The following is a 13,368-nucleotide window of genomic DNA, read 5'->3' as shown; positions in this document are numbered from 1 at the left end:
GCGCACGGTAGGCACACCCACCGACAATTTCGGCGCGGCTCACGCCCGGCCCGCGTACTCCCAGTGCCACGGTTCCTCGCGCCCCCCACCCGGCCGGGCCCAGCCGGGGTTGACCCAGCCGAACGCGCCCGCGTTGCGGGCCAGCCAGCCGTACTGCGGGGTGCCGAACGACTCCGCGCCGCCGCACAGGTCCACCGCGAGGCCCCAGCCGTGGTTGCTCGTACCCGGCACGGCGGCCAGCGACGGCTTGCGCCGGTACAGATCCACCTGGGCGTCGAAGGTCCGGTAGGAGTCGGTCAGGCACAACGGGCTGCCGAAGGCCCCGGCGTAGGCCCGCGACATCGCCTGGAACGCCTGCGCGGCGTCGCAGCGCAGCAGGTGCGAGCCGACGCCGATCGGGCACAGCGCGGCGGCCGGGATCAGCCCGTTCGGGTACCCGCCCCAGGCACCCGCGGCGCCGCTGCTGCCGACCGCGCTCCCGCCGGCGGGGCGCGGGGGCAGCTCGACGCCGCCGCAGCGCCACGTGAGTTCTCCGGCCGCCCTGCGGGGCACGGCGACCGCGGGGCGCGGGCCGAGCGCGGGCCGCACCACGCCGAGCAGGCCGTCGCCCGCGGGCAGGTCGGCCACGACCACACCGGCCAGCCGGGCGTCGGCGACGAGCATCGTGCGCCGGTCGAGCACGATGCCCACCGACTGCACGCCGTGGCGCGCCGGACCGGCGAACACGAGATCGCCCGGCTGGGCGTCGGCGGCCGGTACCCGCCTGCCCGTGGCGAACTGGCGGCCGGCCGAGCGCGGCAGCTCCAGCCCCGCGCCGGTGAACGCCGAGCGGACCAGCCCGTCGCACGAGTACGCAACGGGCCCCTCGCCGCCGTCATGGGGCACGTAGGGCTTGCCCAGCGCGCCGATGGCCGCCGACACCGCGTCGACGGTCTCCCTCGGCAGCACGAGCAGCCGCTTCCCGCCCGCACTCACCTGCGCCACGCCCGCCTGCGGCCTGCCGTCCCGGCCCGGCAGCGGCCGCAGCCCGGCGGGCAGCCGGGCAGGGTCACGCAGTGCCACCGCCGGCGGAGGGTCGATGCCGGCACGAGCGAGCCGGTCCAGGTAGGCACGCCAGTTCGCCGCCGTCGTGGCGTTGCGGTCACGCTGGGCCCGCTGCTGGGCGACGACGGCGGAGTTGGCCTCGGCGATGGGGTCGCGCAGTTCGGCGGACACCGCGTCGGCCCGGTTGCGCGCGTCGGCGCCCCGCCGGTCCAGCTCGGCCTTGCGGGCCGCGGCGGCCCGTTCCTGCTCCAGAGCCACCCGCTCGGCCTCGGCGGCCCTGCGCTGCCGGTCGAGCACGCCGGCCAGCCGCTCGTCCTGCGCCGCCCGCAGCCGCTGGAGCATGGACGTGCCGTCGAGCAGTTCCTCGGCGTTCGCGGCCGTGACCAGCAGGCGGAACTCGTCGGCGCGGCCCATCGCCGTGAACACCGAGCGGGAGAACGCGTCCACCTCGCGTTGCTGGGCGGCCACCGCGGCCTCGGCGGCCCTGCGCTGCGCGCGGGCCTCGGCCAGCCGCGCGCCCGCCGCGCGCACCCGCCGCTCGGCGGCGGCGATGTGCCCGGTCAGGTCGCCGAGCTCGCGCTGCACCGTGTCCGCCGCCCGCTGCAGCCGGGCCACGGCCGGGTCCGCGAACGCCTCACCTGGCCTGCTGTCGGGCACCGGCGCTCCCGGCGCGACACCCGCCTCGACGCGCGGATCGCCGGGATCGGCAGGGGGCCGTTGCCGCGCGTCCGCCGCCTGCGGCACCGCGAGCGCACCGACCAGGACCAACGCTGCCGATACCCGACCGACCCGCATCCGCACCTCCGCGCACCAACTCGCGAGTAACAACGAGCAGGCGGCGAAAGTGTGACGGGAGCTCGCCGGTTCAGACGCGCCCGAGCCGGGTGAGGAAGAGCGCCGACGGTGCGGCGTGCGCGCCCGATTCCCGCACCGACGTGACCACCGCCTGGTCCGAGGTGACCACGAGGATCGGCCTGCCGGTGGGCTCCGAGCCCACCAGCGAGCGGATCACGTCGTCGGCGAGCACGCCCGGATCGGAGAACAGCACCCGCACCCCGCGCGGGCCCGCCAGCGGGATCGAGGTCACGCCCGCACCGTCGAACACGACGGTGACCTCGGCGCCGGTCCTGGCCCCCAGCGCGGCGAGCTGGCCGGTGAGCCGGTTGCGCTGCTCGGCCAGCGTGAGATCCGGATAGCCGGTCTTGGTGACGTTGTAGCCGTCGACGACCACGTGCAGGTTCGGCAGCGCCAGCACGCGGTCGAGCGTGGCGGGGTCCTGCACGCGGTCGCCATGGCGCCGCCCGGTGCCCGCGCCACGCACGGTGTCGGCGGGCCTGCGGTTGGTCTGCCCCACCGACAGTTCCCTGCGCAGGCCGTCGACAGCGCCGCCGAGCGTGTCGAGCAGCAGCGAAAGGCGCACCTCGTCGGCGTCGCGGGCCTCCCTCGCCGACTGCTTGGCCGTCTCCGCCTCGGCGGCGGCGCGGTCGGCCCGCGCCCGCTCGGCGGCCGCCCGCTGCCGCTCGCGCTCCACCTGTGCGGTGAGCGTCTCGATCTCCTCGGCACGCGCGGCGGCGGCCTGGTCCGCCTCGGCCCTGGCCTGCTCGGCCTCGTCCCTGGCCCTGCGCAGCACCACGCCCTGCTCCCGCAACCGGCCCCGCAGCTTGTCGAGCTCCTCCTCGCGTTCGTTGCGGGCCCGCTCGGTGGCCGTGAGCGCCTGCTCGAGCTCGGCCCGGACCCGCTCCAGCTCACCCTCCAGCCGCCTGCACCGGGCCAGGGCGGCGTCGCGTTCGGCCCGCAGGGTGGTCTCCTCGGCGTTCTTCGCCACCAGGCGAACCCGCGAGGAAGCGCTGGACTCCCCGAGCAGCACCGCGGCGGCCGCGGCCGCGACGGAGTCCTCGGCGTTCGGATCGAGGGCGTCGTGCCGGTGCTCCCGCAGCCACTCCAGCACGGCGGTGCGGAACCGGCTGGAATCCCGCAGCCCGGCGAGCAGCGCGCTGCCGCCCACCCGCGCCCGCTTGGCGGGTGCGAAGCGGGCCACGGGCCGCAGCTGGCGGGGCACGTCCTCGACGGGCAGCCTGCCGAGCGCGGCGGCCGCCAGTTCGGCCACCCGCTCGCGCACGGCCTCGGGAAGGCCCAGCCAGTCGACGTGCGCCTGCCCTGGCGAGGCGGCGTCGCCCGGCGCGGCGGCCACCGGCCCGGGGACGGTGTCCTCGGGCCGTTCCGAGTGCGCGGACGACGGCAGCATCCACCCAGCTTAAGTTCTAGGCCGCGGGGGCGCGCCCCCGCGGCGGCACGAGGCGGGTCACACGACGACGCGGCACGCGAGCGGCAGGTGATCGGAGGCGGCCGGGTCGGTGGTCAGCACCCTCGCCCACACCGGGCGCACGTCGCGGCTGGTGTAGACGTAGTCGATGCGGCGGTCGGGCGCCTCGGCCGGGTAGGTGGCGCCGTCGCCGATGCCCGCCACCGGCCACGCGTCGCGGAACGCGGCGTCGAGCGTGCTGATCTCGGGTGAACCCGGCAGCGCGTTGAGGTCGCCGAGCAGCACCGCGCGCCGCCGCTCGCCGATCAGGTCCGCGATCTGCCCGGTCTGCTCGGCGCGGTCGGTCTGCGAGCTGGCCGCGAGATGCGTGTTGTAGACGTGCACCGGCACCCCGCGGACGTCGATCTCGGCGTGCAGCAGGCCGCGCTGCTCCTGGTTCGGCGAGCGGAACAGGTGGGTGTTGTACCAGGCGGTGATCGGGTGCCGGGACAGGATCGCCGTGCCGTACTGGATCCGGGGCCTGCCCTCGGCGGGCGGGTCGCGATCGATGTTGGCGCCGAACACCACGTGGTAGCCGAGCATGCCGGCGAGCTCGCTCGCCTGGTCGGCCCACTCACTGCGGCCGGAGTAGTGGCGGTCCACCTCCTGCAGCCCCACCACGTCGGCACGGCTCGCCCGGATCACCCTCGCCACGCGGCCGAGGTCGAGCACGTCGTCGGTGCCCTGGGCGTGGTGGATGTTGAACGACAGCACGGTGACCACCCTCGCCCCGTGCACGCCCCCGGCTCCCGCCGGGCCCGCGACCATCGTCAGGAACCCGCACACCAGCAGCACGATCGCCAGCGCTCTGCGCGCCATGGCAACTCCTCTCGCTCGTCGTCGCCGGTGATCGTCGTCGGCGAAGGCGCCGGGAGGGTGGAGCGCCGGTGAACCGGCGGCGAAAGATTGTCGGTGGTCGTGCCTAGGGTCTGCGATCATGCAGCTCACGTTCGACGAGCTCGGCACTCCGCTGCGCGACACGACGTTCGTGATCGTCGACCTGGAGACCACCGGGGCCCCGCCCGCCCCTGACGGGATCACCGAGATCGGTGCCGTGAAGGTGCGCGGTGGCGAGGTGCTCGGCGAGTTCGCCACCCTGGTCGACCCGGGTTCGGTGATCCCGCCGCAGATCGTCGCGCTGACCGGCATCACGACGGCGATGGTGCGGGCGGCGCCGCGCATCCAGGAGGTGCTGCCCGCGTTCCTGGAGTTCGCCGCGGGCTCGGTGCTGGTGGCCCACAACGCCGGGTTCGACGTCGGCTTCCTCAGAACGGCCTGCCAGGGGCACGGCTACGCCTGGCCACGCCCGCCGGTGGTGTGCACGCTGCGCCTGGCACGGCGGGTGCTGGCCGGGCAGGAGACGCGGGGGTTCCGGCTCGCCACCCTGGCCCGGCTGTTCGGCGCCGCCACCATGCCGACCCACCGGGCACTCGACGACGCACGCGCCACCGTGGACGTGCTGCACGCCCTGCTGGAGCGGGTCGGGTCCGTCGGCGTGCACTCGCTGGAGGAGCTGCTGGACTACCTGCCCGAGGTCACCCCGGCGCAGCGCCGCAAGCGCGGGCTCGCCGCGAACCTGCCGGAGCGGCCCGGCGTGTACCTGTTCCGGGGGCCCGGCGACGAGGTGCTCTACGTCGGCACCGCGCGCAACCTGCGGCGGCGGGTGCGCCAGTACTTCACCGGCTCCGACACCCGGGGCCGCATCCGCGAGATGGTGGGGCTGGCGGAGCGGGTGGACAGTGTCGAGTGCGCGCACGCGCTGGAGGCGCAGGTGCGGGAGCTGCGGCTGCTGGCCGCGCACCGCCCCGCCTACAACCGGCGCTCGAAGAACCCCCGCAAGGCCTGGTGGGTGGCGCTCACCGACGAGCCGTTCCCGCGCCTTTCGGTGGTGCGGCAGCCCAGGGACGGCGTGCTGGGCCCGTTCACCTCGCAGGCCCGCGCGAAGGTGGCCGCCGACACGCTGGCCGGCGCGACCGGGCTGCGGACCTGCACGCAGCGCATCCCGGCGACCGGAGCCGACGCCACGCCGTGCGTGCTGGCCGAGCTGGGCCGGTGCGGCGCCCCGTGCGCGGGCAGGCAGACCGTCGAGCAGTACGCGCCCGCCGTGCGGCAGATCGCCGACCTGATCGTGGGCACCGACAACGCCGCGCTGCACGCGGCGAACCGGCAGGTGGAGCAGCTGGCCACCGGCCAGCACTTCGAGCAGGCCGCGCGACGCCGCGACGAGCTGGCGACCCTGTTGCGCGGCGTGGAGCGAGCCCACCGGCTCGCCGCGCTCGCCGCTGTCCCCGAGCTGATCGGGGCGGCGCCCGACGGGGCGGGCGGCTGGGAGTTCGCGGTGATCCGGTACGGCAGGCTCGCCTCGGCCGGGGTGGCCAGGCGGGGCGTGGCGCCGATGCCGGTGGTGGACGCGCTGGTCGCCTCGGCGGAGACCGTGCTGCCCGGCCCCGGCCCGCTGCGTGGCGCGGGCGCCGAGGAGACGGGCCTGCTGCTGCGCTGGCTCATCCAGCCGGGGGTCCGGCTGGTGCGCACGGAGGTGCCGTGGGCCGAGCCCGCCCACGGCGCGGGTGGGTGGCGGCCCTGGCTGGAGCGCGTCGCGACGGCCTCGACCCTGGAGCACGTCGGCTGACCGCGGGATACGATCACCGCGCACGTTCCCGGCTACGAGGAGGCCCAGCGTTGATCACCGCGATCGTCCTGATCCACACGGCGGCGGACCGCATCCCCGAGACCGCGCAGGCGATCGCCGACATCGAGGGGGTCTCCGAGGTGTACTCGTGCGCCGGTGACGTCGACCTGATCGCGATCCTGCGCGTGGCCGGTCACGAGGACCTGGCCAGCATCATCCCGGCGAAGATCAGCAAGGTGCCCGGCGTGCTCGACACCGACACCCACATCGCGTTCCGTTCCTACTCCAGCGCCGACACCGAGTCGGCGTTCGAGATCGGCATCGACGGCGACTGACCGCCGCGCGGCCCGCACACGACGAAGCCCGAGGGGGTGTCCCCTCGGGCTTCGTGTCGCCGTGGCGTCAGTGCTGCTGGCCGCCGGAGCCGGAACCCGCCTGTTCCGGCTGCGGAGCCTCCAGCTCGCCGTGCGGGTAGTCGTGCTCGCCGCCCTTCGCGGCTTCCAGCGCGGCCGTCTCCTCCGGCGGGTCCGGCGTCAGCAGGCTGCCCGGCACCGCCTGGCCCGCGGTGCCCAGCTTGTTGACCTTCTTCGGCACCGGCGCGCCCTGGTACTCCAGCGGCAGCGGGTGGCCGTGGTCGTCCACCGGGCCCAGCGGCTGGTGCAGCTCGATGAACTCACCGTGCGGGAGCCGCTTGATGATGCCGGTCTCCACACCGTGTTCCAGCACCTCGCGGTCGGAACGCTGCAGGCCGAGGCAGATCCGGTACGTCACGTAGTACGCGATCGGCGGAGCCAGCAACGCCCCGATCCGGCCTGCCCACGTCGTCGCGTTCAGCGAGATGTCGAACGTGAACGCGATGATGTCGTTGAAGCCCGACAGCTCCAGCACCATGAAGAACGTGATCGCCATGACGCCGAGGCCGGTCCTCACCGGTGCGTCGCGCGGCCGCTGCAGCAGGTTGTGGTGCCCGGTGTCCTTGGACAGCCTCCGCTCGATCATCGGATACGCGATGAGCACCGTGAACAGCACGCCCATGCCGATGGCGCCCGCGAAGAACACCGGGGGCACCGTGTAGTTGCCGATGTAGAGCTCCCACGCGGGCCAGATGCGGAGAATGCCGTCCGCCCAGGCCAGGTACCAGTCGGGTTGCGAGCCCGCCGACACCTGCGACGGGTTGTACGGCCCGAGGTTCCACACCGGGTTGATCTGGAACAGTCCGGACATCAGCGACAGGAAACCGGTCACCACCACGAACCAGGCGCCCGCCTTGACGGCGAACACCGGCATGATCCGGACGCCGACGACGTTGGTCTCCTTGCGGCGCACACCGGGGAACTGGGTGTGCTTCTGGTACCACACCAGCGCCAGGTGGACGGCCACGAGCGCGAGCATGATGCCCGGGATCAGCAGGATGTGCAGGGCGTACATCCGCGGCACGATCAGCGTGCCGGGGAACTCCCCGCCGAACAGTGCCCAGTGCAGCCAGGTGCCCGCCACCGGGACCGACAGCGTGATGCCCGACAGGGTCGCGCGGATACCGGTGCCGGAGAGCAGGTCGTCCGGCAGCGAGTAGCCGAAGAAGCCCTCGAACATGCCCAGGATCAGCAGCAGCGCGCCGAGGATCCAGTTGGCCTCCCGCGGCCTGCGGAACGCTCCGGTGAAGAACACGCGGAACATGTGCACGAACATCGAGGCGACGAAGATCAGTGCCGCCCAGTGGTGCAGCTGCCGGATGAACAGGCCGCCGCGCACCTCGAACGAGATCTCCAGGGTGCTCTCGAACGCCCGGGACATCTCCACGCCCTGCAGGTTGCGGAACGGCCCGTTGTAGACGACCTCCTCCATGGAGGGGTCGAAGAACAACGTCAGGTAGACGCCCGACAGGATCAGGACGATGAAGCTGTAGAGCGCCAGCTCCCCGAGCAGGAAGGACCAGTGCGTCGGGAACACCTTGTTCATCTGGTGCCGCAGGCCCTTGGAGAGCACGTACCGCTGGTCGGCGTTGTTGGCGGCTTCGGCGGCCTGCTTTTCCAGCGCGCTGGAGCCCTTGGTCGGTGTTGTCAGTGAGCTCATGACTTGCGCTCCCAGAAGCCCGGTCCGATCGGCTCGATGAAGTCGTGCCTCGCGATCAGATAACCGTCAGTGTGCACCGTGATGGGCAACTGCGCGAGTGCCCGGGTGGCGGGCCCGAAGACCGGCTTGGCGTAGGTCAGCGCGTCGAACTGCGACTGGTGGCACGGGCAGAGGATCCGGTTGGTCTGCTGCTCGTACAGCGACGTCGGGCAGCCCACGTGACTGCAGATCTTCGTGTAGGCGTAGTAGTCGCCGTAGTTGAAGTCCTCCTGGCCCTTGCGCTTGACCACGCGCTCGGCGTCGTCCGGGCGGAGCCGGATGAGCATCACCGGGTTGTCGGCGCGCTTGAGCGCGTGCGCGAGCGCCTCGTGATCGCCCCGTTCGGACTCGCGGAACGGGAAGACGGTCTCCATCGCGCCCGCGTCCAGGTCCTCCGGCCGCACCAGCGAGACCTCTTCCGGGTTGCCGGTGTTGCGGCGCAGGTAGACGATCTCGCCGGGGAACTGGGCCTTCCACCCGGTGTGGGCCAGCGACTCCTTCGAGTCGGGGTGTGCCCACGGGTTCTTGACGAACCCGGCCAGCGGCAGCGCCACCGCGCCCAGCCCGAGCACGCCCGCGCCGAGGCCGGCGCTGCGCTTGATCAGCGAGCGGCGGGCAATCGTCGAGCGCTCGCCGGAGTCGGCGAGGTGCGCGAGGATCGTCTTGCGGTCGATCTCGGCCGAGCCCCGGCCCTGGTTGTCGGTGCGCTGCTGCACTGCCAGCTCGTTGGGGATGAACCGCTTGCCGTAGAGCAGCACGCCGATGCCGAGCGCCAGGACGGACACGCCCAGGGTGATGCCGAGCACCGGGGTGTAGAGGCTGTACCAGAAGTAGCCGTCCGTGTTCTCCGGCGGCTCGTACTGCCAGGGCCACCAGATGAGTGCCACCAAGAACGCCAGCCCGGCCACCGCCGCGAGCAGGAACCACAGGCCGATGATGCGCTCGGCACGCTTCTCGGCCCTGGTGCCCTTGACCGGCCACGGCTCCGGATAGTTGACGATCTCGACGCCGTCCAGCTTGCCTCCGAGCCGGAGCAGCTCGTCGCGGCTCATCCCCGCGAGCTCCTCGTCGGTGGGCCGCGGTCCCGGTTCGCTACCGCTACTCATGTGCTTATGCCCTCGATCCGATCCACAGGGTCGCGCCGATCAGCGCCCCGATGCCCACGACCCACGCGATGACGCCCTCGGAAGCAGGCCCGAGCCCGCCGAGCGGGTTGCCGCCGGGCGAGTTGCTTCCGTCGGACACGGACTTGACGTAGGCAATGATGTCCTTCTTCTCCTCCGGCGACAGCTGCCGGTCGGAGAACTTCGGCATGTTCTGCGGCCCGGTCTGCATCGCGGTGTAGATCTCGTCCTCGTTGGCGGGCGCCAGGTGCGGCGCGTACTTGCCCGCGGAGAGGGCACCGCCCTGCCCGGTGAAGTTGTGGCACGAGGCGCAGTTGAGGCGGAACAGCTCCCCGCCGCGCGCCGGGTTGGACCCGCGCAGCTCCTCGCCGCTCTCGGCGGGGCGCTCGGGCCCGCCACCGTGCTCCTGGATGTAGGCGCCCAGCGCGTCGATCTCGTCCGGCGAGAGTTTCGCGGGCTTGCGGGAGGCCTGGGCCTCCTGGCGCACCATCGGCATCCGGCCGGTGGAGGTCTGGAAGTACACGGCGGCCTCGCCGACACCGATCAGGCTGGGTCCGCGGTCCTCGACACCCTCGAGGTTGGAGCCGTGACACGTGATGCACGTGTTGTTGTAGATCTGCTCGCCCTTGCGCAGCAGCGCCGGGTCGGTCTGCGCCTCGGCGGTCTGCGGCTCCGGGGCGAACACGGCGTACAGCGCTCCCACGCCGACGAGCGCCATCCCGAGCGCGAGCAGGCCGGCCATCCGCCGACGGAACTTCGTGCGGCGACCCGCACGCCGCTTGGCGGTGGCGGGGTTCTTGGTGGAGGTCATCTTCTGCGGCAACCCTTGCTGTCAGTTCGGCCGTTTGGTTCCGGGCTGTCTGCCCCGTCAGGGGATGATGTAGATCACCGCGAACAGGCCGATCCACACGATGTCGACGAAGTGCCAGTAGTACGAGACGACGATCGCCGATGTCGCCTGGGCGGGCGTGAACTTGCTCAGCTTCGTCCGGATGAGCAGGTAGACGAACGCGATCAGACCGCCGATGACGTGCAGGCCGTGGAACCCGGTGGTGAGGTAGAAGACCGTGCCGTAGGCGCCCGAGGGGATCGTCACACCCTCCCCGATCAGCGTGATGTATTCGCCCACCTGCCCGCCGACGAAGATCGCGCCCATGATCAGCGTGACGAGGTACCAGCGGCGCAGGCCGAAGACGTCGCCCCGCTCCGCGGCGAACACGCCGAACTGGCAGGTGAAGGACGAAGCCACCAGGATGATCGTGAACGGCAGCGCGTACGGGATGTCCAGGTGGATCGGCTCGCCGGTCGCCGGATTGTCCGGCGGCCAGTGGCCCGAGTCGTTCTGGGCCTTCACCGTGAAGAACATCGCGAACAGCCCAGCGAAGAACATGAGCTCGCTGGACAGCCAGACGATCGTGCCGACACTGACCATGTTCGGCCGGTTCAGCGAGTGCACACGCTGGCTGATGGTGGGAGCTGCCGTTGTCACGAGTCGCATTATGTCTCGTCCCGGCGGCGGCTCGCAGGGTGGGTCCTACGGACGGTCGTGGAGACGGCGGGCGACCGGTCACCCCCTGGGTCGCGGACCGCTTCGCCAGCTAACATCGGGCCATCCACCACCGAGGGCGCGGAGGGCACGACCATGACCGAGCAGGCAACGCGGGCTCTGAGGATCCTGGTTTTCAGCCACCGGCCCGAGGTCAGGGATTCGATCATCAACGCCGTCGGCCGCAGGCCCGCTGCTGACCTGGGCAAAGTCCGGTACGTCGAGGCCGCCGGCGTCGCCGAGGTGATCACCGAGATGGACGCGGGTGAGATTGATCTCGCCATCCTCGACGGTGAGGCCCAGCCGACCGGCGGCATCGGCCTGTGCAGGCAGCTCAAGCACGAGATCGAGCAGTGCCCGCCCATCGTGATCGCCGTGCGCCGCAAGGACGACCGCTGGCTGGCGACCTGGTCGCAGGCGGACGCCGTCCTGGTGCATCCGCTCGACCCGCTGACCGCCGCCGAGACCGTCGCGGACGTGTTGCGCACGCGGCGGGTGCCCGTCGTGCGTGGCTGAGCCCATGACCGGCACCCACACCTGGCCCGCCGTGCTGGGCAGGCTCATCGAGCGCACCAACCTGTCCGAGGCCGACACCGAGTGGGCCATGGACCAGATCATGTCCGGCGCAGCCACCCCCGCCCAGATCGCCGGGTTCGCGGTGGCGCTGCGCGCGAAGGGCGAGACCGCGGCCGAGATCGCGGGCATGGCACGGGCCATGCTCGCGCACGCCCGCACCGTGGAGCTGGGCGTGCGCGCCGTGGACGTCGTCGGCACCGGCGGCGACCGCTCGGGTTCGGTCAACATCTCCACGATGACCTCGCTCGTGGTCGCCGCGGCAGGCGCGCCCGTCGTCAAGCACGGCAACCGCGCGGCCTCGTCCAAGTCGGGCGCCGCCGACGTACTGGAGGCGCTGGGCGTCACCATCGAGGCGTCCCCCGAGCAGGTCCGGCACTGTGTCGAGACGTTCGGCATCGGGTTCTGCTTCGCCCCTGCCTTCCACCCCGCCCTGCGGCACGCGGGCAGCCCGCGCCGGGAGCTGGGCGTGCCGACGACGTTCAACCTGCTCGGCCCGCTGACCAACCCCGCGCAGCCCGCGGCGGGGCTCATCGGCTGCGCCTACCCGGACAAGACCGAGGTGCTGGCCGAGGTGTTCGCCCGCCGCGGCAGCAGCGTGCTCGTGGTGCGCGGTGACGACGGTCTCGACGAGATCACCACCACGACCACCAGCACGGCGTGGGTGGTCGCGGGCGGCGAGGTGCGCACGGCCACCATCGACCCCGCCGAGTTCGGCATCGCCGCCGCGACGGCCGAGGACCTGCGCGGGGGCGACGCGGCGGTCAACGCCGAGGTGGTGCGCGACCTGGTCGGCGGCAAGCCCGGCCCGGTCCGCGACGCGGTGCTGCTGAACGCCGCCGGTGCGCTGGCCGCGTTCACCGGCTTCACCGGTGACCTGACCGCCGACCTCGCCTCCGGGCTGGACCGCGCGGCCAAGGCCGTCGACTCGGGCTCCGCCGCCGACCTGCTCGCCCGCTGGACGGCGTTCCGCCCGGAACCCGCCTGACCTTCGGCGCGCGCCCCTCAGCCGTTGTGGTGCGCGAACGCTTTCCGGTACGCGCTCGGTGACAGGCCACGCAGCCGCGTGAACTGGTGCCGCAGCGCCGCGGCCGAGGCGTAGCCGCAGGCCAGTGCGATGTCGTCGATCGAGAGCCTGCCCTGCTCCAGCAGCCCCTGTGCGCGGTCCAGCCTGCGCTCGGTGAGCCAGCGATGCGGCGTGGTGCCGGTGGCGTCGGCGAACCGCCGCAGGAAGGAGCGCTGGCCCAACCCCGCCCGCCTGGCCAGCTCGGCGACCGTGACGGGCTGGTCGATCCTGCGCTCGACCCACTCCAGCACCTCGGCGATGATCGCGTCGTCGGACGCGCCGCCCTCCGGCACCGGCGCCTGGACGAACTGCGCCTGGCCGCCTGCCCGGTGCGGTGAGGCCACCATGCGCCGGGCCAGTGCCGTCGCGGCCTCCACTCCGCGCACCAGCCGCACCAGGTGCAGGCACAGGTCGACGGCCGCCACCGTGCCCGCACTGGTGAAGACGCCCGCGTCGGAGGCGTAGAGAGCGCTGGCATCCACCCGCGCCGCCGGGAACCGCTGCCGGAACTCCCGCTCGTAGACCCAGTGCACGGTGCACCGCCGGTCGTCGAGCAGACCGGCGTAGCCCAGCGAGAACACCCCGGCGCAGAAGCCGGCCACCCAGGCACCGCGCTCGCGGGCCGCACGCAGCGTCTCCAGCACCGGCTCGGGCGGCGGGGCGCTGCGGGGCGCGCACGTGGGCACGATCAGCAGATCGGCCGACGCCGCGACGGCCAGCGGCGCGAGCCCGCCGACCTCGAACCCCGACCAGCTGCGCACCGGGGCACCGCCCGGCGAGCACACGGAGAACTCCCAGCCGGCGATGCCGTCGGCGGTGCGGTCGGTGCCGAACACCTCACACGCGACACCGAGTTCGAACGGCGACACCTCGTGTGCCACCACCACGGCCACCTTGTCGACCCGCATCTGCCGAGCATGTCACAAGCTTTGCGATCGTTGTCATCTCTGACACTCGTCGGCGGTCCCGGTT

General features: G+C 72.8%; 12 protein-coding genes. 4 read left to right on the top strand and 8 right to left on the bottom strand.

Annotation, left to right across the window (positions count from 1 at the left end; translation table 11 throughout):
• Positions 1-39: 39 nt before the first annotated feature.
• From BAY60_RS13390 to BAY60_RS13380, 3 genes are all read right to left on the bottom strand, one after another.
• The gene (locus BAY60_RS13390) at positions 40-1,839 is read right to left on the bottom strand and encodes a D-alanyl-D-alanine carboxypeptidase family protein (protein ID WP_112281267.1); all 1,800 of its coding nucleotides are present in this window, start codon (positions 1,837-1,839) and stop codon (positions 40-42) included.
• 70 nt (positions 1,840-1,909) lie between these two features.
• Positions 1,910-3,289: an NYN domain-containing protein gene (locus BAY60_RS13385; RefSeq protein ID WP_112281266.1), complete on the bottom strand. Its 1,380-nt coding sequence runs from the start codon at positions 3,287-3,289 to the stop codon at positions 1,910-1,912.
• Between the two features lie 57 nt (positions 3,290-3,346).
• Positions 3,347-4,165, bottom strand: a complete 819-nt coding sequence (locus BAY60_RS13380) for an endonuclease/exonuclease/phosphatase family protein (RefSeq protein ID WP_112281265.1) — start codon at positions 4,163-4,165, stop codon at positions 3,347-3,349.
• A 118-nt stretch (positions 4,166-4,283) separates the two neighbouring features.
• Between BAY60_RS13380 and BAY60_RS13375 the strand changes: the two genes are divergently transcribed.
• Positions 4,284-5,975, top strand: a complete 1,692-nt coding sequence (locus BAY60_RS13375) for a DEDD exonuclease domain-containing protein (RefSeq protein ID WP_112281264.1) — start codon at positions 4,284-4,286, stop codon at positions 5,973-5,975.
• A gap of 50 nt (positions 5,976-6,025) precedes the next feature.
• Positions 6,026-6,310, top strand: a complete 285-nt coding sequence (locus BAY60_RS13370; protein ID WP_112281263.1) for an Lrp/AsnC family transcriptional regulator — start codon at positions 6,026-6,028, stop codon at positions 6,308-6,310.
• A 67-nt stretch (positions 6,311-6,377) separates the two neighbouring features.
• Here the strand turns inward: BAY60_RS13370 and qcrB are convergent, their stop codons facing one another.
• The 4 genes from qcrB to ctaE are packed head-to-tail and all read right to left on the bottom strand — an operon-like array spanning position 6,378 to position 10,709.
• Positions 6,378-8,048, bottom strand: coding sequence for a cytochrome bc1 complex cytochrome b subunit (qcrB, locus tag BAY60_RS37550; protein WP_112281262.1), 1,671 nt, complete (start codon positions 8,046-8,048; stop codon positions 6,378-6,380).
• On the bottom strand, positions 8,045-9,193 hold the full coding sequence (gene qcrA, locus BAY60_RS13360) for a cytochrome bc1 complex Rieske iron-sulfur subunit (RefSeq protein WP_112281261.1): 1,149 nt from the start codon (positions 9,191-9,193) through the stop codon (positions 8,045-8,047). The genes qcrB and qcrA overlap by 4 nt, the downstream gene beginning before the upstream one ends.
• A 4-nt stretch (positions 9,194-9,197) precedes the next feature.
• Positions 9,198-10,022, bottom strand: coding sequence for a cytochrome bc1 complex diheme cytochrome c subunit (qcrC, locus tag BAY60_RS13355; protein WP_112281260.1), 825 nt, complete (start codon positions 10,020-10,022; stop codon positions 9,198-9,200).
• Between the two features lie 57 nt (positions 10,023-10,079).
• Positions 10,080-10,709: an aa3-type cytochrome oxidase subunit III gene (gene ctaE, locus BAY60_RS13350; protein WP_112281259.1), complete on the bottom strand. Its 630-nt coding sequence runs from the start codon at positions 10,707-10,709 to the stop codon at positions 10,080-10,082.
• Between the two features lie 144 nt (positions 10,710-10,853).
• On the opposite strand from ctaE, the gene BAY60_RS13345 reads away from it, so the two are divergent.
• Together BAY60_RS13345 and trpD are read left to right on the top strand one after the other, a co-directional pair.
• Entirely contained in the window at positions 10,854-11,273 is a 420-nt protein-coding gene (locus BAY60_RS13345) for a hypothetical protein (protein ID WP_112281258.1), read from the top strand.
• A gap of 4 nt (positions 11,274-11,277) precedes the next feature.
• On the top strand, positions 11,278-12,318 hold the full coding sequence (trpD, locus tag BAY60_RS13340; protein WP_112281257.1) for an anthranilate phosphoribosyltransferase: 1,041 nt from the start codon (positions 11,278-11,280) through the stop codon (positions 12,316-12,318).
• Between the two features lie 17 nt (positions 12,319-12,335).
• On the opposite strand, the gene BAY60_RS13335 is transcribed toward trpD, so the two are convergent.
• The gene (locus BAY60_RS13335; protein ID WP_112281256.1) at positions 12,336-13,304 is read right to left on the bottom strand and encodes a GlxA family transcriptional regulator; all 969 of its coding nucleotides are present in this window, start codon (positions 13,302-13,304) and stop codon (positions 12,336-12,338) included.
• Positions 13,305-13,368 lie beyond the last annotated feature (64 nt).

The organism is Prauserella muralis (assembly GCF_003202285.1).
Taxonomy (GTDB): Bacteria; Actinomycetota; Actinomycetes; order Mycobacteriales; family Pseudonocardiaceae; genus Prauserella_B; species Prauserella_B muralis.
The sequence above is the reverse complement of the archived record's forward strand: the minus strand, read 5'-3'. Positions and strand labels throughout refer to the sequence as shown.